This window comes from Clostridium sp. (genome assembly GCF_047718555.1).
In the GTDB taxonomy this organism is placed as follows: Bacteria; Bacillota; Clostridia; order Clostridiales; family Clostridiaceae; genus Clostridium_I.
The window spans coordinates 12,260-36,126 of the sequence record NZ_JBDNRK010000018.1; the positions used below are offsets into that span (position 1 = coordinate 12,260).

At 30.3% G+C, this 23,867-nt stretch carries 24 protein-coding genes and 2 pseudogenes; 21 read left to right on the forward strand and 5 right to left on the reverse strand.

Going from position 1 to position 23,867, the window contains the following annotated elements:
• Positions 1-141: 141 nt before the first annotated feature.
• Positions 142-1,797, reverse strand: a complete 1,656-nt coding sequence (locus ABF633_RS09035; RefSeq protein ID WP_415523372.1) for a SulP family inorganic anion transporter — start codon at positions 1,795-1,797, stop codon at positions 142-144.
• Positions 1,798-2,006: 209 nt separating this feature from the next.
• Between ABF633_RS09035 and ABF633_RS09040 the strand changes: the two genes are divergently transcribed.
• A complete protein-coding gene (locus ABF633_RS09040) occupies positions 2,007-3,065 on the forward strand; it encodes a MarR family transcriptional regulator (RefSeq protein WP_415523373.1) in 1,059 nt (352 codons plus the stop codon).
• Positions 3,066-3,246: 181 nt separating this feature from the next.
• Here the strand turns inward: ABF633_RS09040 and ABF633_RS09045 are convergent, their stop codons facing one another.
• Positions 3,247-3,978, reverse strand: a complete 732-nt coding sequence (locus ABF633_RS09045) for a phosphatase (RefSeq protein ID WP_415523374.1) — start codon at positions 3,976-3,978, stop codon at positions 3,247-3,249.
• Positions 3,979-4,655: 677 nt separating this feature from the next.
• On the opposite strand from ABF633_RS09045, the gene ABF633_RS09050 reads away from it, so the two are divergent.
• The 6 genes from ABF633_RS09050 (at position 4,656) to ABF633_RS09075 (ending at position 7,540) form a co-directional block, all read left to right on the forward strand.
• Positions 4,656-5,177: a cysteine hydrolase family protein gene (locus tag ABF633_RS09050; protein ID WP_415523375.1), complete on the forward strand. Its 522-nt coding sequence runs from the start codon at positions 4,656-4,658 to the stop codon at positions 5,175-5,177.
• Positions 5,178-5,306: 129 nt separating this feature from the next.
• Positions 5,307-5,762, forward strand: coding sequence for an AraC family transcriptional regulator (locus ABF633_RS09055; RefSeq protein WP_010240061.1), 456 nt, complete (start codon positions 5,307-5,309; stop codon positions 5,760-5,762).
• Between the two features lie 67 nt (positions 5,763-5,829).
• Complete coding sequence (locus tag ABF633_RS09060) at positions 5,830-6,324, forward strand: AAA family ATPase (RefSeq protein ID WP_415523376.1); 495 nt, start codon at positions 5,830-5,832, stop codon at positions 6,322-6,324.
• A 129-nt stretch (positions 6,325-6,453) separates the two neighbouring features.
• Entirely contained in the window at positions 6,454-6,804 is a 351-nt protein-coding gene (locus ABF633_RS09065) for a DUF2200 domain-containing protein (protein WP_415523377.1), read from the forward strand.
• 384 nt (positions 6,805-7,188) lie between these two features.
• Positions 7,189-7,323, forward strand: a complete 135-nt coding sequence (locus ABF633_RS09070; protein ID WP_415523378.1) for an SDR family NAD(P)-dependent oxidoreductase — start codon at positions 7,189-7,191, stop codon at positions 7,321-7,323.
• A 79-nt stretch (positions 7,324-7,402) separates the two neighbouring features.
• Positions 7,403-7,540: an SDR family oxidoreductase gene (locus ABF633_RS09075; RefSeq protein WP_415523379.1), complete on the forward strand. Its 138-nt coding sequence runs from the start codon at positions 7,403-7,405 to the stop codon at positions 7,538-7,540.
• 164 nt (positions 7,541-7,704) lie between these two features.
• Here ABF633_RS09075 and ABF633_RS09080 read toward each other — a convergent pair whose 3' ends face one another.
• Positions 7,705-8,322, reverse strand: a complete 618-nt coding sequence (locus ABF633_RS09080; RefSeq protein WP_415523380.1) for a HutD family protein — start codon at positions 8,320-8,322, stop codon at positions 7,705-7,707.
• A 286-nt stretch (positions 8,323-8,608) separates the two neighbouring features.
• Between ABF633_RS09080 and ABF633_RS09085 the strand changes: the two genes are divergently transcribed.
• The 4 genes from ABF633_RS09085 to ABF633_RS09100 all read left to right on the forward strand — a co-directional run bounded on the left by ABF633_RS09085 (position 8,609) and on the right by ABF633_RS09100 (position 11,900).
• Positions 8,609-9,574, forward strand: a complete 966-nt coding sequence (locus ABF633_RS09085; RefSeq protein ID WP_415523381.1) for a tRNA dihydrouridine synthase — start codon at positions 8,609-8,611, stop codon at positions 9,572-9,574.
• Between the two features lie 32 nt (positions 9,575-9,606).
• Positions 9,607-10,530: an exonuclease domain-containing protein gene (locus ABF633_RS09090; RefSeq protein WP_415523382.1), complete on the forward strand. Its 924-nt coding sequence runs from the start codon at positions 9,607-9,609 to the stop codon at positions 10,528-10,530.
• Positions 10,531-10,581: 51 nt separating this feature from the next.
• A complete protein-coding gene (locus tag ABF633_RS09095) occupies positions 10,582-11,040 on the forward strand; it encodes a MerR family transcriptional regulator (RefSeq protein WP_415523383.1) in 459 nt (152 codons plus the stop codon).
• A gap of 77 nt (positions 11,041-11,117) precedes the next feature.
• A complete protein-coding gene (locus tag ABF633_RS09100) occupies positions 11,118-11,900 on the forward strand; it encodes an EFR1 family ferrodoxin (protein ID WP_415523384.1) in 783 nt (260 codons plus the stop codon).
• Positions 11,901-12,232: 332 nt separating this feature from the next.
• On the opposite strand, the gene ABF633_RS09105 is transcribed toward ABF633_RS09100, so the two are convergent.
• Positions 12,233-12,421, reverse strand: a complete 189-nt coding sequence (locus ABF633_RS09105) for a TetR-like C-terminal domain-containing protein (RefSeq protein WP_415523385.1) — start codon at positions 12,419-12,421, stop codon at positions 12,233-12,235.
• On the opposite strand from ABF633_RS09105, the pseudogene ABF633_RS09110 reads away from it, so the two are divergent.
• The 5 genes and pseudogenes from ABF633_RS09110 to ABF633_RS09130 all read left to right on the forward strand — a co-directional run.
• Positions 12,422-12,931: pseudogene (locus tag ABF633_RS09110) on the forward strand (iron-containing alcohol dehydrogenase); the annotation flags it as partial.
• 231 nt (positions 12,932-13,162) lie between these two features.
• A complete protein-coding gene (locus ABF633_RS09115) occupies positions 13,163-15,826 on the forward strand; it encodes a DEAD/DEAH box helicase (RefSeq protein WP_415523386.1) in 2,664 nt (887 codons plus the stop codon).
• 9 nt (positions 15,827-15,835) lie between these two features.
• Entirely contained in the window at positions 15,836-17,887 is a 2,052-nt protein-coding gene (locus ABF633_RS09120) for an ATP-dependent helicase (protein ID WP_415523387.1), read from the forward strand.
• A 115-nt stretch (positions 17,888-18,002) separates the two neighbouring features.
• Positions 18,003-18,416 (forward strand): annotated as a pseudogene (locus tag ABF633_RS09125) (4Fe-4S dicluster domain-containing protein); the annotation flags it as partial.
• Between the two features lie 223 nt (positions 18,417-18,639).
• Complete coding sequence (locus tag ABF633_RS09130) at positions 18,640-19,026, forward strand: MerR family transcriptional regulator (RefSeq protein WP_415523389.1); 387 nt, start codon at positions 18,640-18,642, stop codon at positions 19,024-19,026.
• A 115-nt stretch (positions 19,027-19,141) separates the two neighbouring features.
• Here the strand turns inward: ABF633_RS09130 and ABF633_RS09135 are convergent, their stop codons facing one another.
• Positions 19,142-19,603: a hypothetical protein gene (locus tag ABF633_RS09135; RefSeq protein WP_415523390.1), complete on the reverse strand. Its 462-nt coding sequence runs from the start codon at positions 19,601-19,603 to the stop codon at positions 19,142-19,144.
• 139 nt (positions 19,604-19,742) lie between these two features.
• Between ABF633_RS09135 and ABF633_RS09140 the strand changes: the two genes are divergently transcribed.
• The 5 genes from ABF633_RS09140 to ABF633_RS09160 all read left to right on the forward strand — a co-directional run bounded on the left by ABF633_RS09140 (position 19,743) and on the right by ABF633_RS09160 (position 23,810).
• Positions 19,743-20,210 carry a hypothetical protein gene (locus tag ABF633_RS09140; protein ID WP_415523391.1) on the forward strand — a complete coding sequence of 156 codons (468 nt, stop codon included), beginning with the start codon at positions 19,743-19,745 and terminating at the stop codon, positions 20,208-20,210.
• 211 nt (positions 20,211-20,421) lie between these two features.
• Positions 20,422-21,036 carry a TetR/AcrR family transcriptional regulator gene (locus ABF633_RS09145; protein ID WP_415523392.1) on the forward strand — a complete coding sequence of 205 codons (615 nt, stop codon included), beginning with the start codon at positions 20,422-20,424 and terminating at the stop codon, positions 21,034-21,036.
• A 78-nt stretch (positions 21,037-21,114) separates the two neighbouring features.
• Complete coding sequence (locus tag ABF633_RS09150; protein WP_415523393.1) at positions 21,115-22,605, forward strand: phytoene desaturase family protein; 1,491 nt, start codon at positions 21,115-21,117, stop codon at positions 22,603-22,605.
• A gap of 101 nt (positions 22,606-22,706) precedes the next feature.
• Positions 22,707-23,084, forward strand: a complete 378-nt coding sequence (locus tag ABF633_RS09155) for a hypothetical protein (protein WP_415523394.1) — start codon at positions 22,707-22,709, stop codon at positions 23,082-23,084.
• Positions 23,085-23,483: 399 nt separating this feature from the next.
• On the forward strand, positions 23,484-23,810 hold the full coding sequence (locus ABF633_RS09160; protein WP_415523395.1) for a hypothetical protein: 327 nt from the start codon (positions 23,484-23,486) through the stop codon (positions 23,808-23,810).
• The last annotated feature ends 57 nt before the right edge of the window (positions 23,811-23,867 follow it).

Consider the following 23,867-nt stretch of genomic DNA (forward strand, 5'->3'; position numbering starts at 1 on the left):
AAATATAGTTATTTTAATTGCCGAAAAATCCAAGAAGCACATATTAATATTCTAATCAATTAAGTAATTAGAATATTAATATGTGCTTTCTATATTGTCAAAATCTACTTAAGCCATTTATATTATATGACTGCATATGATCTACGCTGACTGATACTCACTCAATATAAAATTGGCTCTTTCAATAGCTTCCTCCACTGTACCACAAAAGTTATTTTCTCCAATCATATCTACAAAACTATATTTTTTAAGCATTTCCAGCGGCTGATTCTGAATTTTTAATATAATTAATTTTGTATGGTGTTTCTTGCATATATTGTACAGCATTTCAAAAGAATGATAAGCTGTAGCATCCATAAAAGGCACTTTGCTCATCTTTATTACTAATACTTTAGTAGGTACTCCCATTTCTCTTATTGCAGATATAAATTTATTGGCAGCTCCAAAGAAAAAGGGTCCGCTGATTTCATAGATTGAAATATGCTCATGCAGTGTTACATTTTCTATAAATTCATTAGCATCTTTGTCACCATCATCATCTAATATATATTTGATTTCTGTAATTTCACCCATCTTTCTCATGAATAAGAAGGATGCAAGTACTACACCTACACCTATAGCAACAACCAAATCTAGAAAAATAGTTAAGAAAAATGTAACTATAAACACTAGGGAATCACTTTTAGGAGATTTAAATATTGTTCTAAATGCTTCCCAATCTCCCATGTTATATGCAATCATTACTAAAACAGATGCTAAAGAGGCCATAGGAATTAATTTAACATAGGGCATAAATAATAACATAATAATTAAAAGTACCAGGGCATGAATCATTCCTGCTGCTGGTGTCCTGCCGCCATTCTTAACATTTGCTGCAGTCCTTGCAATGGCTCCTGTAACTGGTATACCGCCAAAGATTGCTGAAAAAATATTAGCGAAACCTTGAGCTATTAGCTCCATATTAGAACGATGTCTACCTCCAATCATTCCATCTGATACTACAGCTGACAATAAAGATTCAACAGAACCAAGAATGGCAATTGTTAGAGCTGGAAGCATCAGTTCATTTATCATAGTAAAATTAACTTTTGGAAGACTAGGATGCGGAAGGGATGAGGAAAGGTTCCCAAATTGACTTCCGATAGTTGTAACATTTAATTTTAAAATCATTGCAAGTATAGTTACTACTATTATGGCTATAAAAGTTCCGGGGATTTTTTTATTTATCCTTGGCCATAATATAATTATTCCAAGAGTTAAAATGGATATAAATAAACTCTGAAAATTAATTGTATGAAAATTATTAAAATATGATATCAATTTTTCTACAAAATGTGAAGGTACAGTTTTCATCTGCAAACCAAAGAAATCTTTTACTTCCGTAGATAGAAGAACTACTGCTATACCGCTTGTAAATCCTGTAGTTATTGAAGAAGGAATATATTTTATTAAACTTCCAAATTTCAATAATCCCATTATAACAAGAAAAATTCCTGCCATTATAGTTGATACGAACAAACCTTCTATTCCAAACTTTTGTATTATTCCATATACAATAACTACAAAAGCTGCTGTGGGACCTCCAATTTGAACTCTGCTTCCACCAAGTAAGGATACAATAAACCCTCCAATAATTGCTGTGTATAAACCTTTTTCTGGTGAAACCCCAGATGCAATTGCCAAAGCAATGGAGAGTGGCAGTGCAATAATTGCAACTATGATACCTGAGATAAAATCTTTTACGAATTGTTCTTTAGTGTAATTTTTTAAGCATGTAATTGACTTTGGAATTAACAAGTTATCACTCCTATAACATTTTTATATTTAGTTAGCATTCGAATGTTGAAATTTAATACATAGATAATAATATCTTATTTTATACATATAAACAACAAGATTCGATTAATTAAAACAAATTTGATTTACTATTTGAGATTATGCTAAAATTATACATGCATATTTCTTTAAATATATAGGACACTTGCTTTATGTGGAAGGATACAATTATGGATCTAAAAAATAAATTATTTGATATTCATGAATTTTATAACTTATCAAGATACTTATTTTTGAATATAGAATGTAACTATAATAATTTTGTTAAAAAAACAACTATTACATTACCCCAACTAAGAGTACTATGGATTATAAAAATATTTCAAGGCATTTCTCTTGGAGAAATTGCAAAAATAGGGTGTTGGTCTCCACCTACAGTAACAAAAATAATTAAACTTTTAATGGAGAAAAATTTAGTTGTACGTGAAGAGACTATAAATAAGAAATTATACAGTCTAAATCTCACTGAAGCTGGACATAATCTAATTAAATTAAACAGAATGAAGAAACATGATAAAGCTGCATTAATACAATTGCTTTCAGCAGTTAATGAAGAGGATTTGAATTTTACTATAGAAATTTTAAAATCAATAACTGTATATTCAAATAATTCTTTTCTATTTGAATATATAGATAAATTAAATGAATTAGGATTAAAAATTGACTTTAGCGATTTTAATTCTGAAGAAAAATTTATGCTTCAAAAACTTGTTCTCTTTTATAATCTTTTAAGAACTTTTATTTTAACCCTTGTAAACAATCATAGGAAATTACTTTCAGTCTTTAAACTTACATATCCTCAGCTTAGAGCTTTATGGATTATTGATGCTTTTCCAGGTATTACTTCAGTTAGATTGAGTAAACTTGCTTATTTAGCTCCCTCTACTGTTAATGTTATAGTAAAGAAACTCTATGAAAAAAATTTAATATATAAGGAAAAATCTGAATTAAAGAATTCACTCTTTTTATATACTTCAGAAAGTGGAGAAAAACTACTTGTTAAAGAATTCGATGTAAATCAAAAAAGTTTTTTAATATATAAAGATCTAGAATTTTTATCAAGAAATGAATTACTGAAGTTGAATCAATTCATGTTGAAATTAAACTTAGTACTTAAAAATGATTTTGTGGAAAAATACATTGAAAGAACTTTTACAGTAATAGAGAAAAGACTTTATCCGATGACTAGCATCCGTAATACTCCCAATTTCTATGAAAGTGGGAGATAACGGCTGCTACGTCCCTGGATAACGATTTACTAGAATTTCTAATCAATTATAAGTATTAACAGCAAAGTAATGAACAATATTTGAAAAATACTCAGTAGATAACTGAAAGATATAATCTAATTTTAAGACAACAGCGAAGTTATTCCTTTACTGTTATTTTTTTCATAGCAGCTAATTAAAATTATCTTGGTTCAATTTTCTTTCCCTTATCTTTTAAATAGTTAAGCAGTTCTGTTTTGCTTCTATTTATAATAAGTTTTTCAGGCATATTAATATCATCTAGTATTTTTAATGCAGCATCAAAATTACCAATATGAAAACAGGAGTGAGCGTCGCTGTTTAATATTATTCTTACGCCATTTTCTTTACATAGGCGGGCTATTTTTGAACAGGTTTTGTCACTGCCAATTCTTGATCTAATAAAAGAACTATTATTTATTTCAATAAGTATATTCTTTTCTTTTGCCTTTTTAACTAATGCCTCTGCATGAATTGGAAAAGCAGGATTACCAGAATGACCTATAATGTGTACGTTAGGATTATCCATAGCCTTTAAAAAAGCAGTAGTATTTAAATCAGGATTATCATTTGGCTTCATTACTGGATCATGAATGCTAGCTATCATAATATCAATCTGTTCCTGTCTATGCAGCGGTAAATCTATATTCCCTTCATAATCAACAATGTTAGCTTCACAGCCATAAAGCATAGTAACACCATAAATTTCTCTTGGCAAAGATTTAAAATTACCAAAATACCACTCATGAGGTGCATCAGGCATATTAGGAGCATGATCTGTAGTACCTAAAACTTCAAGGCCTATTTCACTGGCATATTTTGCATTTTCCAATAAAGTAGTATAGGCATGACCACTTGCTACAGTATGTGTGTGTATATCAATAGGATATTTCATAAATTGCTTCCTTCCTTTCAATTCCTAAAATATGTTTTAACTTAAAAACCTAAATTTTTATTGAATTCATTAAGTTTCCACTTTAAATTATAACTTAAAAATTATTTGTTTGCATGTATTTAAGGTTAATAATTTTATTAAGTGTAAAATTTTTAATAATAACCATGCTGTTAAATATAATATAGTGGAATAATAGATCTCAAATACATTTAGAAACTTATCTGGATTGTTTACAAAAAATTATCATAATTTAAAGCATTTATGGTCTATTTGTTGAATAATTGCTATAATAGGGATAATGAGGTAGAAATGATTAGGATAGTATTCTCATATAGTGATGCGTGTAATGTCTAAAATAGGACATGTTGTAGTTAAATAATTAGGCTAATAATGTGAATCTTGATATTTAAGTATTTTATTAATGATTAAATTTAAAATAGGTATTACGTATTTTAATATAGTATGGAACAGTAAAAAAATGCGAAGTAAAGATTATTTAAATAATACACAGACAAATAGTAATTTTAGAGGGGGGATTTCAAGTGAATATTGCCATTTGGATTGCTATAGGTGTTGCTCTTTTTTGCTCTTTAGGTGCTATCAATAAAAAAGATAAGAAGAAATAAATTCCAATTTTAGGCTGGGTAATAAAATAGAAATTTGAAAAGGAGATTAAAATGGTTTTATTAGTAGTTGATACACAAAAGTTAATAACAAATGAAAAATTATATGAATTTGATATGTTTGTATCTAATGTTAAAGAAATAATACATGAGGCTAGAGCAAATAATATTGAAGTAGTATATGTACGTCACGATGATGGAATAGGAAATGAATTAACAAAAGGAACTGATGGCTTTGAAATATATGAAAAGTTTCAACCAATAAATGATGAAAAAATATTTGATAAAAAGGTTAATAGTGCTTTTAAAGGGACAGGATTATTAGAATATTTAATAGATAAGGGTGAAAAAGATATAATCATTGTAGGGCTTCAAACAGATTATTGTATTGATGCTACTATAAAATGTGGATTTGAACATGGATTTAATATTATAGTTCCAGCATATGCAAATACAACAGTTAATAATAAATTTATGTCATCAGAACAAAGTTATCAATATTACAATGAATTTATGTGGAATGGCAGATATGCAGAATGTATTGCATTAGATGAAACAATTAAAAGAATGAAATAGCTAAATTCCAATTTGAGAATAAATAGTAATTTAACAATTTTAAAAAATGCTTTGATTTCTATTTTAAATGGTAGTAATCTTGTAATGAACAAGTTATTTATTGCTTAAAGGAGGAAAATAAAGCAAATGGTGGATATTACAATTGAAAAGATTCCAACGCATAGGATTGCTTACATAAGGCAGATTGGTCCTTATGGAATTAACAATGTTCAAACAATGGAAAATATAAAAAAATGGGCAAAATCTAACGATTTATTTAATGACGAATCAATAATTCTTGGAATTGCTCAGGATAATCCTAAGACGACTAAACCTGAAAATTGTCGTTATGATACGTGTATTGTTGTTTCAAAGGATTATTTATTAACTGATGAGTATGTAAGGGAAGGTTATATTACTGGAGGAAAGTATGTGGTTTTTAAAATTAATCATACAGCAGAAGCAGTTCAGAAAGCGTGGAATGATATTTTTCCAGAATTATTAAGACAAGGATATCAATTTGATGAAACAAGACCAATCCTAGAAAGGTATATAGTCAAAATGGTTAATAATCATTATTGTGAGATTTGTGTACCAGTATATTAAATATTAATTGGATAAATTTCTGATTTAAGGTTCAATATTATAAATAGTAATTTGCGGAGGCTATATTTTGAAAAAGTTATATATGATTGGTGGAACAATGGGAGTGGGGAAAACAACCGTTTGTAAAATATTAAGGGATAAGTTGCCCAATAGTGTCTTTTTAGATGGTGATTGGTGCTGGAATATGAATCCTTTTCAAGTTACTGAGGAAACTAAGGCAATGGTAATGAGTAATATTTGTTATTTGCTTAATAATTATATCCATTGTAGTGCTTATGAAAATGTTATTTTCGGATGGGTAATGCATGAGCAGAGCACAATAGATACAATTCTTTCTCGAATTGATATTTCAACATGTGATGTGAAATGCATATCTTTAATTTGTAACGAAAATTCACTTGTTCAAAGATTACAGGCAGATGTTGATAAAGGAATTCGGAAATATGATGTAATAGAGAGAAGTGTGTTCCGAATACCACTTTACGATAGCTTAAATACAATAAAAATCGATGTATCTCAAATTAAGGCATTACAAGTTGCAGAAAAAATAATGGAATTATAAAGTACAAATTCCAATTTAAGGTTGAGTAATATAAATAGTAATTTGTGCTACAGTTTAGAACTGTTGATTATACTGATTATTTTTATAATGTGCAATTATTTTTTATAAAAAGTAAAGGAGAATTTCAGAATGGAGAAACCGCGAGTTTTTACAATGCCTTTTTCAAGCATCTATACGCTTTATATACAAAAAGCAGAGAAAAAAGGAAGAACAAAAAAAGAAGTAAATGAAATCATTTTTTGGCTTACCGGTTATGATGAACACTCATTACAACAACAAATAATTAATAAAGTGGATTTGGAAACGTTCTTTAAACAAGCACCTCACATTAATCCGAATGCTTCGCTCATCAAAGGAGTAATTTGTGGATATCGGGTGGAAGAAATAGAAGATGAATTAATGCGACAAATCCGATATTTAGATAAATTAATTGATGAGTTAGCAAAAGGCAAGACAATGCAAAAAATATTAAGAAAATAAATGCTCTTTGATTTTTTGCCTAAATAACTTGTTATGATCATAACACGAAGCAGTCAAATTCCAATTTGTCTTGTTGAACAAAACTAGCATAATATGTGGTATAGTTCATGCATATTTTTCTAAATTTGTGACATTATCCGTATAGGTGTGGAGCTAATAATCTATTATCTAAACTTCCCATTATCCATATAATTGTCAGTGCTGTTATAATTCTCATAGGGCTAATAATGTAAAGTTGATATTACCAGTAGTAAGCAAAAACCGTCCGTTACACTCCCAGTTTTCGCAAGGGAGTCTGACTCTTTTAAAGAATTTGGTAATTAAGTGAACAAGTTCTGATTGATAATGAGAGTATTTTTAAGTATGAAGTATGAGATTTAACAAATGCTTAAAAGTGGCGGAGGTTCTATCGTCAACGTATTTTCTATTAATGGAATAAAGGCTATGGCCAATTCAGCTACCTATAGTGATACTAAGTTTGCTGTTCAGATCCTTTCCTTACTAAATTTGCTACATTAGAGGTTGCTCAGCAAAATATTAGAATAAATTCTGTAGCCCCAGGACCAACTCATTCGGAAATTACTGGGGCAATGCCTGATTGTTTGCTCAGATGATCCCAATTAAAATAATGGGTAATCGAGAAGAAATTGCAAATGGTATTGTATGGCTTCTATCAAATAAAGCTTCTTTTGTTACTGGCTCAACATTAGTTATGGATGGTGGCTTTATTTCTTAATATTGAAGAAAGTCTTTTTAAAGCTATAAAAAAATGTGTGTTCGATGGAATAATTTAAGTAATAAAAAACCCCATCAAAATTTTTTATTACTGTAAGTGATGAAACCAACAAAATAGAACAAAGGGATGGGATTTTATGCAAAAGTAATTTAGAGTTAGATAAGCTAATTACGATAAATTATGCTTACTATTATATCAGTAATTTCTGAAGTATTGTTAGAAAGCATAAATTCATGAGTATAGCTTGAATTTACACAGTTAATTAAAATTAAATCATTTTTAACAGTTTCAAAAACTTTATCATTAATAGTAGAATTAAATCCACCATTTACAGTGTAAAAACAAATTGCTGCTAAATCTTTATTTAATGGAGTTTTATATTCGAATTTAAGATGTTTGCTAGGACCAATATTAAGATGAAGTAATTCACCATTATAATTTTCCCTTGTCATTAAATTAAAAACAGAAGCTTTACCATAAGTTTTAGTTTTCCAATCGCCCATAAAGTCGTCTTGCTCAAAGGAGTTAAGTGGTTTCTTGTACTTATTTTCATGGTCGAGAGTTATTTTTCCTTCTATAACCATAAATTTACGTGAAACTTTTGGTAGACTACTAAAAGTAGATTCTGGTATATCAATTTTAGCAACTCCCAACCTCCATAAAAAGTTTTTACTGGCATAATCAGAATTTAGCGGATATGTTGTTAGTTCTGTAGCCATGCCTCCAGACCAAAATGTTGGCTTATAATTTTCTTGCCTTAGTAATTCTACATTATATTTCATATATTAATTACACCTCTTCTTATATATCTTTTATGTTTATTATATTGAAAGATATATATATAATCAATTAAGTTAACGTGAGTTCAAAATATTAATTGATTTATAGTTAAAGTTACTAGATATGCTACTAACAGCAGTAAAGTTATTTTAAAAGAATAATTACTGTAATGTCGTGGATTTTTATTATTAAGTGGTTTGTGGAAAGAAAATATAATTAATATTAAGTAGATAAGAAAAAAGAAGGCTGATATAATGTTTTTTAGAATGTTTATAAAGGAGTTATTGAATGAAATACTATTTAGCACCAATGGAAGGAATTACAGGATACATATATAGAAATACTTATGAAAAAATTTTTCATAATATTGATAAATACTTTACACCTTTTATTGTTTCAAATAGAAGTAGAAGTCTTAAAACTAAAGAATTAAGGGATGTTTTACCTGAAAATAATAAAGGGATGAATATAGTTCCTCAAATACTTACTAATGATTCAGAAGGTTTTATTAATACTTCTAGAAAACTACAACAATTAGGTTATAATGAGGTTAATTTAAATTTAGGATGTCCTGCTGGAACGGTTGTTTCAAAAAATAGAGGCTCAGGATTTCTAGCCAAAAGAGAAGAACTTGATATATTTTTAGATGAAATATTTAAAATAGATGATATGAAAATTTCTATAAAAACTAGAATAGGAAAAGATAGTCCAGAAGAATTTTATGAGCTAATAAAAATTTACAATAAATATCCTTTAGAAGAATTAATTATACATCCAAGAATACAAAAAGATTTTTATGGAAATAAGCCTAATTTACAGGTATTTAAAGATGCATTATCTTTAAGCATTAATCCAGTATGTTATAATGGGGATATTTTCACTGTTGACGATCATAATAAATTAATGAAAGCTTTTCCAGAAGTAAATACAGTAATGCTAGGAAGAGGGATAATAGCCAATCCAGGGTTAATTAATGAGATTAAAAATAATACTTTTGTAGATAAAATAGTATTAAAAGATTTTCATGATGAAATTTTTAATAAATATATAGAATTATTTAATGAAGATAGAAATGCAATATTAAGAATGAAAGAACTATGGGGATATATGATTTGCATATTTTCAGATAATAAAAAATATGCTAAAAAAATAAAGAAGTCACAAAATTTAAGTGATTATAATAAAGCTGTCTTAAGTTTATTTACGGAGCAGGAAATTATAAAAGGGGCTGGATTATTTAACAATCAATATTAAATATCATTAAGTTAATATTATGGAGAAAAGAAATGAATTATATAGCTATAGATTTTGAAACTGCAAATGAAAAAAGAAATAGTCCATGCTCAATTGGTATTGTAGTTGTGAAAAATGGACATGTTGTAGAAAAAATACATCATTTAATAAGACCTAAGGAAATGAGATTTATGCCAATTAATATTGGAATCCATGGAATAAGAGCAGCTATGATTGAGAATGAACCAGAATTTGATAAAGTATGGGGGCAAATTAAGCATCATTTTAATGAGAATTTAGTAATAGCACACAATGCTTCCTTTGATATATCAGTTTTAAGAAAGAGTGCAGAGCTTTATGGTATAGAACTGCCTAGTTTTCAATACATTTGTACAATGAAACTTTCTAGAAACTTCTATAAAGGAATTGAAAATGCAAAACTAAATACAGTAAATGATTTTTTAGGATATGAGTTTAAGCACCATGATGCGCTATATGATGCCCTCGCCTGTAGTAATATATTGGTTAATATATCAGAAGAATTAAAGTGTAAGGATATTAACGAAATATCTAAATTAATAGGCGTAACTATTGGAATTGTGACTAGTACTGGATATAAGCCATCGTCAACTAAAGGCAGAATTCTCAAAATATCTAATAGAATTAATAATCCTAAAAAAGAAAATAAATTTGAAAGATTAGAATATGATGCATTTAAAAATGAAGTTGTGATATTTACTGGAAAGTTAAATTCTATGTCCAGAGATGAAGCAATGAGATTGGTTAGAAGACTTGGTGGAAACACAGGAAGTTCTGTTACAAGAAACACTACAATATTAGTGACTAATATGAAGGGTATAAAAGATTTACGTAGAGAAGAAATGAGTAATAAGCTTAAAAAAGCAACAGACTTAAATGCAAAAGGCCAGAATATAAAGTTTTTAAGCGAAGAGGAATTTTTGAAAATACGAGAATAGCTTTAAATTTAGGTTTTGTTCGAGGATGGATTGTTATTTATATTAAGTTGTTTGGATAGGTCAAAGGAAACATATTTTGAAGAGAAAAGTATAAATGAGGGAAGCAATATGAAATATTATTTAAGAGGCGAAATCGCCAAAATAGCTGGCATTAATGTGGAAACACTAAGATATTATGAAAAGAATAAGTTAATTCCTATTCCTAATAGAACTTCAAAAGGATACAGACTTTATTCAGAAGATATATTAATTATTCTTAGTTTTATTAAGAGTGCTAAGAGTGCAGGTTTTACTTTAGAACAAATAAGAAATTTATTTTCAGCTGTTAATGGTGTACATATAGATTTGAATTATGTAGAAGAATTAATTGATGAAAAACTTGTAGAAATTAGTGATAAGATTATAGAACTTAAAAGTGTAGAGGAAAATCTAAAGTATATTAAGGAAAATTTATATCAACCTCATGAATGTCCATTATGTAATGCATTTAATAATAATTTAGGAAAATAATAAAAACTGCTTGACTCTGTACCTAAGTACAAGAATTATAATTAATTAAAATTATAATTATAATAAGAGGTGTTAGTATGAGTTCAAAAATTTTTTATTTTTCTGGAACAGGAAATTCTTTAGCAGTTGCAAGAAAACTTAATAATAATTTGAGTGATAAAGGAAGTATAATTCCATTATCAATATATAGAAATGAAGAATCTGTACAGATAGATATAGATGTATTAGGATTTGTATTTCCAGTTCATTTTATGAATATTCCAGATATAGTTAAGTCCTTTATAAAAAAATTAACATTTAAAAGTAATCCATATATTTTTGCTATTGCAACATGCAACGGAACTTCTGGTGCAAGCTTGATTGAACTAAATAAATGTTTAGATAGAAAAGGAAAAGTATTATCTTCAGGTTTTGTTATTTATATGCCCGGCAATGCACTTGTAACTCCACATGACATTGAAATTGAAAGGCTGAATAATTATAAGCCTAAAGTAACTGAAATTTCAACTACTATTAATAATAGAAGTACAAATAAAATTGAAGGGAAAGATAGCCTTAAGACTTGTATAGTAAGTGCTATTTGTAAATCTCTAGGGAAACGATTATATTTAACTCCTAAAAATGTTTCATATACGTCTCAGTGTGTTGGTTGTGGAATATGTGAAAAAGTATGCCATTTAAATAATATAAAAATGGTAAATAAAAGACCACACTGGGGAAATGACTGTTCAACCTGTTTAGCTTGTTTTCATTGGTGCCCTAAAAAAGCTGTGAAGGGTGGGAAAATGTTGAACAAAAGAGGACGATATCATCATCCACAAATATCTATGGAGGATATGGAGTTGAAAATAAAATTATAAAGTGTGTTTTGGAAGTAAATAATCAATGTATTGGGTAGATTCTTACGGGAACAGTTAAACAAATTCCAATTTGTCTGGTTGAACAAAACCGGCATAATATGTGGTTATGGTAATGCATATTTTTCTAAGTTTGTGACATTATCCGTATTGTACAATGAGCTAATATTCTATATTTATTAACTTCCAGTTATCCATATAATTGGAAGTTGAGATTTAAATAATAATTGTAACCATGTTAGTGAATTTAGTGACCATTTGATGAAGCCACAGTAAAAATAAACAATGAATATATTTCCACAGACATCTCATATGGAGACAGTAGTGTTGATACCTTATAGATTTCTCTCCAATAATATCCCTACTTGTTCTGCCATGACATGAGGTGGATAAGGCATTCCATTCTTGAACCACCATTCCACTAATCCTACGTAAGCAGTTGCAATAAATTGAATAATAACATCTTCATTTAATACCCGATTTTTTCCTTTTGTTATATCCACTTCATGCTTAAACTCTTCCATACTGCAATTGAAAATGTTGGACGTTATCTTGCACGTGCAGTCAAGGATGAAAATGATATGGAAGCTAGAGAACACGTAGCCTTTGGTAATACTTTGTCAGGTGCGGTAATGACAATCAGTGCATGCACTAGTGAGCATTCTATGGAACATGCCATGTCAGCTTATCATCAGGAACTGCCATATGACGCAGGACTTATTATGATAAGCCGCTAGTATTTAACTTACTTTGCTAACAAGCACGTTTGTGATGAGCGTTTCATCCGTATGGCAAAAGCTATGGGTATGGAGGCTGCCACCGATCCGATGGATTTTATTACTGTGTTAACAAAGCTACAGGAGGAATGTGGCGTAGCTGATCTTAAAATGTCTGACTATGGTATTAAACCAGAAGAATTCTATACTATGGCAAAGAATGCAAGAGATACCATGGGCGGGCTGTTTATGTGCGATCCATTTCCATTGGGCCATGAGGATTGTGTATCTATCTACGAAAAATCATATCAAAAGTAAAAGTTTAGGGGAGTCAGTTACGACTCCTCATTATTATTTGTGTAAGTTAATTCAAGTATTATACGTGCGCTTGTTTTGCTCGTAAGTATTTATGGAGTATATGCTTCATGCTTAAGAAATATAGGATCTAAATTAGTTTTGTATTATACATTTTGTTTAGGGAACAAGATGTAATTATTTATCCTTTGGTATATAATGATAAAGTAATTTAGGAGAAGAGGAGCAAGATTCATGAATATAAAGGATTTAATCATATACAATAAAACTATTTCTAGAAGAAAAGCAAAGTATGTGGGTTTCCCAAGTAACTTGTCAGAAGAATTATGTAGACATCTTTCTCAAAAAGGAATTACAAAACTGTATTGTCATCAGGCAGAGATGTTTGAAAAAGCTATGGAACAGAATAATATAGTTATTACCACATCAACTGCAAGTGGAAAAACACTCAGTTTCTTATTACCGGTTATTCAGAAAATTTTATCAAACCCACTTGCAAGAGCAATTTTTATATATCCTACAAAAGCATTAGCAAGCGATCAATATCGTGCTATTTTGCCATATATAGAATACTTCGGTGAAAACAGAATTTCAGCTGGTGTATATGATGGAGATACCACCGTAAATGAAAGAAGCAAAATCAGAAAAAGTGCCAATATTATTTTAACTAATCCTGAAATGTTAAATGGTGCATTCTTACCGAATCACAGTAAATTTGGATTTGATTTCATATTTTCAAATCTGAAATATGTTGTCATTGATGAACTACATACATACAGAGGTGCATTTGGTTCTCATCTGGCAAATGTTTTTAGAAGATTGGGGAGAGTATGCATATATTATAATTCATCCCCACAATATCTTTGCAGTTCGGCAACCATAGCAAATCCGGTGGAATTGGCAGAAGAAATCTGTGGACAGAAATTTATTCAGATTGATAAGGACGGTTCACCGGCTGCAGAAAGAAAGTATGTGTTAGTTCAGCCGCCTAAGATTATGGGAACTGATAAAAAATATTATGGACAGGTACAGACAACTACAGTTGCTGCAAATCTGATTCCTGACTTGGTAGAAAATGATAATAGCTTTATTGCCTTTGCCAAATCAAGAAGAAATGTTGAAGTAATATTAAAAGAATCAAGAGATAAATTGGAAACAGAGAGCTTTTTCGGAGCATCCTTGACAGATAAAATATCCGGATACAGGGGAGGATATACGCCATTAGAACGTAAAGAAATTGAAAATAAGATGATAACGGGCGTTTTGCGTGGACTGGTGTCTACAAATGTCTTAGAACTTGGGATAGATATTGGAAAAATAGACACAACAATAATTGTGGGATATCCAGGAACTAGAGCATCTTTCTGGCAGCAAACTGGAAGAGCGGGTAGAAGTGGAAGAGAATGTACAAATTATTTGATCTTGGATAGTCTGCCTTTTGACAAATATATTGCGATTAATCCGAACTGGCTCTTTGAAAGCGGAAGTGAAAACGCAGTCATTGATAAGAATAATCTATTAATAGAACTGGCTCACATACGTGCTGCAGCAGCTGAAATACCATTAACGCTGGATGATATTTCGCTTTTCCCAGATTTAGGAGAAACCATTCCTGTTTTAATTCGGGCAAATGAACTAACCAGTCACAGTGGCAAGTTTGCATGGTCCGGAAATTCGTTCCCCGCAGGAGATTTCAGTTTAAGAAACATTGATAAATCCAGATATAAACTGATTAATAAGGAAAACAATAAAGAAATTACAGAAATGGATGAAATGCAGGCATTCCGTGAAATTCATAGGGGAGCAATATATATGCATGATGGTGTGCAGTATCAGGTCATAAAACTTGATTTAGAAAGTAAGACTGCATATGCCATACCGTTTAATGGAAACTATTATACAATGCCGGGAAGCAATACGAATATCAAGATTATTCAAGGCAGTAAAGAAATGGATTATAAACGTGTCAAAGTTGCTTTTGGTGATGTAAATGTGGATGAAATAGTTTATATGTATAAAAAACTACAATTCCACAATCATCAAAATCTGGGATTTGAACAGTTAGAAAAACCATTATCAAAGGATTATGATACTGAAAGTACATGGATAAAAATTCCTGATAATGTGGTTAAGGTCTATAGACGTCTGCTTCAAGAGAGTCAGAATGGACAGCTGATAAGAAATAATCATTTTGAAGGATTGTGTTATGCAATAAAAAATGCAGCTATGATGGCCACCATGACAGAACAGGAAGATATGGGCGTTGCAATGTCAAATAATGCAATTGAAATAAACGAGAATTTTCAAGATGCTGTTTATATGTTTATTTATGATAAATATATAGGTGGTCTAGGATACTCAGAAAAAGTATTTGACCTTGTTGCACAGATTATTGAAAATGCTGTTAAAATGGTGGGTGGATGTAAATGTGAAAGTGGTTGTGCGGCATGTATCGGGGACTATAAATTAGATAAAGCCATGGTTTTGTGGGGACTACAGAATTTATTAGAAGAAATAGAAGCTCCAAAAGATATCAAGTTAGTGGAATATGTCCCAACAACATTTATAAAAAAGCCATTTCAATTTAGTCAGTTACAGGAAAAGTGGAAAGAATTTTGTGCGTATCTGAAGGAAAATGGAGACACATTTGCAGCATTTTTAAGTACTATTCCAGAAGTGGAGATAGATAATAATGTTTTAATCTTAGTGACCAATAATGCGTTTTATAAAGAATGGATCATGGAAGATACCAATAAAAGAAGTTTAATCAATATTATTTCATTTTATACAGAAGCCACCGTAGGGATTGACTTAAAAATCAGACTTGATATGACTGACAGTGACAGAACAGATGTGAAAAATAAATTGCATAAAAGATATGAAAATCTTGTGGAATAGGAGGATTTCATGGATTATGAGAAAAAATTAGAAATACTGAATCAATATCAGAAAGAAGCAGTATTAGATGAAAGTGATGCTTGCATAGTAAATGCAAATGTAGGAAGCGGGAAAACAACAGTACTAATTTCAAAGATTATATACCTGCATTATGCAAAAAAAGTCAGTTATAAAGATATGATTGTATTAGCCTTTACCAATAAAGCGGCCAATGAAATCAAAGAAAGGCTAATTGCTTCTGACAACAGTATTCAGATGGAAGAATTAGAGACATGTGGAACATTTCACAGTGTGGCACTTCATCTACTGAGAAGTATACTGCCTGTGGAAAAACTGGGGTATACAAAAGATTTTCTGGTAATAGAACCAGAAGAAGAATTAGATATTGCCATGCAGATTATACGGTCAGAAAAGCTTCATATAAAATATAAGAACCGGTTAAAAAAACGGCTGGAACAGGCAATGTCCATTCAGAAGGAAGATCAAAAGATTTCACGATATAATGATGATATATATAAATTGGTTAAGTTGCTGCAAGAAGAAAAAATCAGACAAAACAAAATGTCATTCTCAGACTTACTACAAACAGCCAATGTTTTACTAGATGATGCTACGACAGAATTAAAGTGGATTATTATTGATGAGGTTCAGGACAGTGATAAACTACAACTTGATTTTATTGATAAATTAAAAAGCACCAATACTAGATTATTTGCTGTAGGTGATCCAAATCAGGTTATTTATAGCTGGCGTGGAAGTGCATTGAATGTGTTCTATACATTAAAGCATAAATATAATGCAAAAGAATTGTCTCTTCCAATTAATTACCGTTCCAGTAGTTCTATTTTAGAAGCGGCAAAGTGCTTTCTGCAAAATGGAAGCAATCTGACTGGAATACGTGAACCTGGAAATAAAATAGTAGTGAAAAATCAGTATAATCCATTTAATGAGGCCTGTTACCTGGCAGATAAGATTAGGGAAATACATAGCCTGGGGGTGCCATATAAAGAGATTGCTATTTTTTATCGGTTACAGAATCAGTCTCAGGTTTTTGAAGATGTATTTATGAAAAATAAAATTCCATACGAAGTGTCATTGAAAAAAACTATACGTGATATACCTGTATTAAATTGGATGATTAAGCTATTGCGCTTTTCGGTGAATCATAATGATTTGTCATCAGGAATTTATGTTCTTAGCAATAAGGATTATGGGGAAAAAATAACAGAAAAAGAAGCAGGTAAAATAGTAAAAGAGCAGGAAGCAGATAAATCGGAGTTATTTACAAAAATGCAGGAGTTTGTTAGTAAATGCTCTGAAATAACGAAATCAGAGGAACTCTATAATTATTTTCAATTTGATAAGTATATCAGACCAACGGCTTCTACTTACAAAGAAGATAAAGATTCCATATGTACTTTGCAGGATATTATTCTAGAGTATGTAAAAGAAAAGCAAATGACGTTTTTGAATGGGCTTACAGATTTTATCAATTCCTCTGCATTATATGGTGTGAATATTTTGCAGAAAGATATAAATAGTGATACAGATTCTGTTAAGTTCATGACGTTACATGCTTCTAAGGGATTAGAGTTCTCATATGTGTTTATTACAGGGGTTAATTACGGTCTGATTCCATTACAGACGAGAGACATGGAAGAGGAGGAAGAGGAAGGTCGATTATTTTTTGTAGGAATTACCAGAGCGAAAGATTATCTAGAGCTTTCCTATTATACAAATCCGGATTATTACAGAGCAAAGCCTGGAGAAAGCAGATATATTCATATGATTCCACCACACTTAATACAGAATGATGCGGTGAAAAGTTCAACAACGAATTTACAGGAACTTAAGAAACAGATTCAGGAGGCAAAAGAAGAAGAAAACAAAGAGGAGACATCCATTGAATCAGTAAATCCCATATTACAAAAACAAGTAAGTCATAAGAAATATGGAATAGGAAAAGTTCTTAAAGAAGATGAAATGATGATTGAAGTGGAATTTGAAAATTATGGAGTAAAAGAATTTATGAAAGCATTTAGTGAGCTGGAATTTTTATAAACAGAGTTCTTTGTTTATGTATGCCATCAGATTGATAGAATCTGGTGGCATTTTTGAATTCATTACAGCGAAAGAGGATTTACTTATTTTGATACGGCTTATATGTATCATAATTTTACAAGTAAATTATCTGGATTGGGAGAATGAAAGTATTCAGTCTGGAAAATGTTATGAAGTGGCAAAGAAACATAATAAGCCTGTTATCGTTATGGAACCGATTTAAGGTGGTACATTGGCAAAAGTACCTGAGGAAAATGAAGCCATTGCAATACCTTGTACCGCATGTCAGTACTGTGTGGATGGATGTCCAAAGAAGATTGCAATACCAAAATACTTTGCACTATATAATGCTGAAAAACAGGCATTAAATCAGGGATTCTCAACACAGAGCGTATATTATGCTAATTATACCAAAACATATGGTAAGGCATCTGATTGTATTGAATGTAAAAAATGTGAGAGAAGCTGCCCACAGCATATTGAGATTACAAAATACTTGAAACAAGTAGCAAATACATTTGAAAATTAGAAATAGAGAACAGCTAGATAAGGAAAAATTTATGAAAATATTATTAGTTAACGGAAGCCCCCTGAAAAAGGGGGTACCTGTACAGCATTTCAAGAAGTGGTGAAATCACTGAATGCAGATCTGCCAACTTTATTCGGTAAAGACGCAATTTTCCCTTTTTCGAGGGCTTGACTTGGAACTAACTCCAAGTACTAATAATATTAAATAAAGGAGGTAAAATCGTATGACAATTGCAGAAGTAAGTGAAAAATTTAATCTTTCCCAGGATACACTCCGCTATTATGAACGCATCGGACTGATTCCGAATGTGAATCGCAATAAAAGCGGAATAAGGGATTATACGGAAGAAGACTGCAGGTGGGTAGAATTTATCAAATGTATGCGAAGTGCAGGTCTTCCGATTGAAGTACTGATTGAGTATGTTGGACTGTTTCAACAGGGTGATGGGACCATTGAGTCGAGAAAAGAACTTTTGATCGAGCAGCGTAAGCAGTTAATAGCAAGAATGGAAGACATGCAGAAATCGTTAGAACGTCTTAATTATAAAATAGAAAGATATGAACAGTCGGTGGTTGAAAAAGAAAAAGAGCTGAAAAGATCGGAGGATTAGTTGGTAGGATAAAAAAGTCAACAGAATATGAACCAAAAGGACGCAATATTCTTAAAGTCTGAAGCAAAAGTATTAAAGGAGTACTCTTGAACGAAGTACTCCTTTAAATTTGTATTTAATACATCCACCAAGGTCTATAAGGCATATGCATCATAGGTCTACGTCTTCTGCGGCGTCTGCGTCTTCTACGTCTCCTACGACGGCGAGGATCGGGATCAGAATCCGGGTCATCATCGTAACCATCGTCAAAAGAATCGCTATATCCATCATCGTATCCAGCATCATAACCATCATCATAATCATAATCATCATAGTCGTCATCATAATCATAACTCATATCATCCATCATCTGACGGCGTATTGGTTGAGACATATGTGGGTTAGGTTTCATAGTAGGATAATTAGTCCCAGGGGAATATGGTGACATAGAAGGCAACTTATTATATCCTTCATTATTTATATTATTATTAACAGAAGGAACTGGATTAGCATTAATAGAATGATTGGATCGACTTTGATAAATTTCTTCGTTGGTATCTATGTCATCCTCTGGATTTCCATTGTAAGTATAATACATAATTACCTCCATAAAATTTACTACATAAATATGTTATGTAAAATTATAAAATTAGTTACAATAATGTAATAAAATAATAAATCAAATTATAACGCATCTGCATAGTATGTACTGTTGGAAAAAATTGCAGGAGGTTTTTATGTATCATAATAAATATACGACACCTAAAGCAAAGCATGACAGTTCAATGATTCAACCTATGATGCCAAATATTGAGTACTTATTTAGAGGAGAAGAATTCCAAGAGAATAAAATAAATAATATAAACATAACTTCACCTATGCAGCAAAATATTATTCCACCTTCACAACAAAATACTATTCCATCTGTACAACAAAATGCAGTTGCACCTGTACAACAGATGCCTAATGTAGGAAATGTGGAGCAAAAAATGCCAAACGTAAATGCCAATTCATCAAAAATGGATATGAAAAAAATAAAAACAGATGCAGAAAAAATTGTAAAAATGTTTGAACAAAGTAATCCAGATATTCTAAATGCATTAATAAATTGTAGTATATCAGTATTTGCAGCAAGAAAGTATTTGTGTAAAGTTGTTGAAATGACACTTATGCATCATCATAAAATGCATAAAACTAAAAAATAATTATAGAATGAAAAAAGGATTTAGATTAGTTTCTAAATCCTCTTTTTATGCGAAAAATATACATAATGATAACATGAGATAACCATAGATTAGTTTTAAGTTATAAGCTTTAGTGAACAAGACAAGAAATAGAATAATAAATTAATTGACATTAATAAAAATATTACTTATAATTTGATTGAATAAATGTTCAATGAAAAGAGAGGTTAATATGCCAAAAACAGAAGAACAAAATCAAAAAATATTAGATAAAAGAAAAGAAGAAATATTAGAAGCTGCTCTGGAGGAATTTTCACGTAAGGGGTACAGCGGTGCTAAAATTTCAGACATTGTAAAGAGAGCCGGAATTAGTCAAGGATTGATATATCACTACTACAAATCAAAGGATGAATTATATTTAGCAGTTATTGAAAAATCTTTAGATTCATCTATGATTTTAAGTACAATTGTAGCACAGTATAATTTAAAGGGATGGAATGCCCTAGTAGCTATGACAGAGTGGATAATACAGTGGCTTAAAAGTGGAGGAGAAGGAAAGCTGCGTTTCTTTTTTATTCAGCAAGCAGCTATGCTTGAGCCTAAGCCGGAAGGAGTAAAGCAGGCACTTGCCAAATCAATGCGCATGAATGAATTTACAGCAAATTTGATTAAAGAAGCTCAAGAAGAGGGAATGGTTATTGAGGGCGATCCTTTAAAGATTACATTCTTATATTGGGCTCTGATTCATGGAATAATAATGAATTATGCTACTATAGAAAATATAGGGTTAGAGCGTGTTGGCACTATACCCGAAGCAGATATTATTTTAAGAATTATAAAAAAATAAAGCTAGTATTCACTAGCTGTTAATTTAGAATGATTATTGAATGAATATTTAATCTAAAACATAGGAGGAAATTAAATTATGAAAAAAGTAACAATTATTGGCGCAGGTATATCAGGATTAAGTGCAGGAATATTTGGTAGAAAATTGGGGTTCGATACTGAAATCTATGAAATGCATTCTATACCAGGCGGAGAGTGTACTGGCTGGAACAGAAATGGATATCACTTTGATAATTGCATACATTGGCTTACGGGGACAAAGAAAGAAACAGATTTATACAAAATATGGAGTGAATTAGGGGCCTTAAAAAATACAGAAGTATATAATTTTGATTATCTTTTTTCAGTAAAACATAATAACCAAACTCTCTATTTATATAAAGATATAAATAAACTTAAACAACATCTTCTTGAAATATCTCCAGAGGATAGGAAAGAAATTTTAGAATTTATTAACATAGTAAAGAAAATACAAAAATTAACTATGCCAACGAAGAAGCCTATGGATATGATGAATTTTTTTGACTATATTAAGCTTTCAAAGGATTTTGGAGCCTTTAGTAAACATATCATTCAGTTAAATAAACTATCTATAGAGGAATATTCAAGTAAATTTAAAAGTACAATCATAAGAAGAGCTTTTATAGAAGGCCTTCCAAATGGATATAGTTCAGCAGCATTATTTTTTGAATTAGGTACATTCACTTCAGAAAATGGAGGATGGCCTAAAGGTGGATCTTTAGCCATGGCTTTAAGAATGGAAAAAGAATATAAGGCTTTAGGTGGGAAGATAAGGTATAATTCAAAGGTTAAAAGAATTATAATAGAAAATGGAGCAGCTAAAGCTATAGAACTTGAAGATGGAGAAATCATTAGTGGCGACTATCTTATTCCGGCAGTTGATGCCAATATGTTAATGAACAATTTCTTAGAAAACAAATACAGAGATAAGGTCTTTGATACTCAGTTTAACAATCCTGAAAAATATCATATTCACAGTAGTGTAAATATAGGTCTTGGAGTGAAATGTGATCTATCAAAAAGAGATCACTCAGCTTCCTTTGAGGTTGAGCCCTTCAAGTGCGGAGAACTTATGGTCAATACAATTGGAATAAAGCATTATTGTCATGAGGAGAGCTTTTCTCCTAAAGGATGTTCTGTAATAAGAATCAATATTTTGTGTAATGATTATGACTATTGGAAAAATTTAAAGAAAAATGACAAAAATCAATATTATGATGAAAAGGAAAATATAGCAAAAGAAATTATGCTGAGAGTAGAAAAAATATATCCTGAAACAAAAGGTAATTTTGAAGTCTACGATGTATGTACACCAGTTACCTATGAGAGATATTGTGGAGCATATAAAGGTGCTTGGATGGGATTTGACTTAACTCCTAAAGTTAAAAACCTGATGCATAAAGGTAGAATTAATGGAATCGATAATCTTTATACAGCAGGTCAATGGGAAATGATGCCAGGCGGGTTACCATCGGCTTGTCTTGCTGGGAAATGGGCAATACAAAGAATTTGTAAGAAGGAAAGGATAAAGTTTACATTCAAATACTGATTTGTTACAAATTATTACATAATGTATAAATATAAAAAGTTACAACATACTAACAGTATATAGTTATATAAATAAAATATTAATAGAGGATGTGTTTTAAAGTGAGAAGGCTTAAAACTTTTAATAAGACAGCTATTATACTGTTAGCTTTTGCTATCACACCATTTTTGTTTGCCGGATGTGGTAATAAAAACCCTTCAAGTTATCAAAATTCAGCGCAAAATTTAATTGGAAAAGAGCCTAATAAAGACCAAGTTAAGAAAAGTTATGATGCTACCCTTCAAACATTAGTAAATGATGCTACAATAACTAAGGATCAAGCCGCTGCTGTGTTGAATTCTCTTATGGCAAACATAGGTAATATCGGTGAAGAGAGCAGAGAAAAACAAAGAGATAGTTTAAATAAATTAGTAAATGATAAAGTTATTACACAGCAGCAAGCAGATAAGATAATAAATGCTTTAAAATTGAATAAGTAGTTATGTTGTGTTAAGAAAAATTAATTTATCTTAAAGCAATGGTTACAATATTGAAAAGAAATTGTAATAACTTATTGATATTATGATATAGACATGAAATAATCCTTATTTTGCACTGACAGAAATGTTGGTGTATTTTTTTATAATAAATCTTGCAGAATACGTTTACAAATCAAAGAAAAAATACTATAATTTAGTAGAAGAATTTATACCCCAAAATAGAAATATATATAGAAAAAGCATTAGTAGAAATACTGATGCCTTTTTTGTTTAAACTATATTAATCTATAATTTAAGTCAATATACACAACATTTTACCGAATCGAAAATAATAAAAGGAATAAAGTTATTAATAATACATAAACTCTTAGAAGATTATGCGAAAGGAATTTATTTTATATGAGTGATTTCAACCCTCATGACTTTGAGAAAATACTAAATAATATAAAACATAAAACAAGTACTTTTGTTGAATGCGATACTGTAAAACCAATTGAAAGTAACCTTAATACTAAAAGCATGATGTTTAAGTCTAAAAACAATACTAAAAAAGATGGAATGATTATAGTTGGAGAAGATAAAGGTTTAATTGCAGTAGATATAAGTGGAGCTGATAATGCTGTAAGAAGTTTTGTTCTCAGAAACCAGTATGACATAGATGGAATTAATAATATAATTATATGGTTTAAAGAGAATTATGCATTAGAAGAAAGTCTTATTAAATAGGTTTCTGCTTCATCTTTAAATAATTCCATTACAGTTGTTATGACTTAATAAAAATGT

What these genes read in the sequence shown, in the direction of transcription:
- ABF633_RS09040 (WP_415523373.1), top strand. Translation starts at nt 2,007, where the DNA reads ATGGATCTAAAAAATAAATTATTTGATATTCATGAATTTTATAACTTA.
- ABF633_RS09045 (WP_415523374.1), bottom strand. Translation starts at nt 3,978, where the DNA reads ATGAAATATCCTATTGATATACACACACATACTGTAGCAAGTGGTCAT.
- ABF633_RS09050 (WP_415523375.1), top strand. Translation starts at nt 4,656, where the DNA reads ATGGTTTTATTAGTAGTTGATACACAAAAGTTAATAACAAATGAAAAA.
- ABF633_RS09065 (WP_415523377.1), top strand. Translation starts at nt 6,454, where the DNA reads ATGGAGAAACCGCGAGTTTTTACAATGCCTTTTTCAAGCATCTATACG.
- ABF633_RS09070 (WP_415523378.1), top strand. Translation starts at nt 7,189, where the DNA reads ATGCTTAAAAGTGGCGGAGGTTCTATCGTCAACGTATTTTCTATTAAT.
- ABF633_RS09080 (WP_415523380.1), bottom strand. Translation starts at nt 8,322, where the DNA reads ATGAAATATAATGTAGAATTACTAAGGCAAGAAAATTATAAGCCAACA.
- ABF633_RS09085 (WP_415523381.1), top strand. Translation starts at nt 8,609, where the DNA reads ATGAAATACTATTTAGCACCAATGGAAGGAATTACAGGATACATATAT.
- ABF633_RS09090 (WP_415523382.1), top strand. Translation starts at nt 9,607, where the DNA reads ATGAATTATATAGCTATAGATTTTGAAACTGCAAATGAAAAAAGAAAT.
- ABF633_RS09100 (WP_415523384.1), top strand. Translation starts at nt 11,118, where the DNA reads ATGAGTTCAAAAATTTTTTATTTTTCTGGAACAGGAAATTCTTTAGCA.
- ABF633_RS09105 (WP_415523385.1), bottom strand. Translation starts at nt 12,421, where the DNA reads ATGGAAGAGTTTAAGCATGAAGTGGATATAACAAAAGGAAAAAATCGG.
- ABF633_RS09115 (WP_415523386.1), top strand. Translation starts at nt 13,163, where the DNA reads ATGAATATAAAGGATTTAATCATATACAATAAAACTATTTCTAGAAGA.
- ABF633_RS09120 (WP_415523387.1), top strand. Translation starts at nt 15,836, where the DNA reads ATGGATTATGAGAAAAAATTAGAAATACTGAATCAATATCAGAAAGAA.
- ABF633_RS09130 (WP_415523389.1), top strand. Translation starts at nt 18,640, where the DNA reads ATGACAATTGCAGAAGTAAGTGAAAAATTTAATCTTTCCCAGGATACA.
- ABF633_RS09135 (WP_415523390.1), bottom strand. Translation starts at nt 19,603, where the DNA reads ATGTATTATACTTACAATGGAAATCCAGAGGATGACATAGATACCAAC.
- ABF633_RS09140 (WP_415523391.1), top strand. Translation starts at nt 19,743, where the DNA reads ATGTATCATAATAAATATACGACACCTAAAGCAAAGCATGACAGTTCA.
- ABF633_RS09145 (WP_415523392.1), top strand. Translation starts at nt 20,422, where the DNA reads ATGCCAAAAACAGAAGAACAAAATCAAAAAATATTAGATAAAAGAAAA.
- ABF633_RS09150 (WP_415523393.1), top strand. Translation starts at nt 21,115, where the DNA reads ATGAAAAAAGTAACAATTATTGGCGCAGGTATATCAGGATTAAGTGCA.
- ABF633_RS09160 (WP_415523395.1), top strand. Translation starts at nt 23,484, where the DNA reads ATGAGTGATTTCAACCCTCATGACTTTGAGAAAATACTAAATAATATA.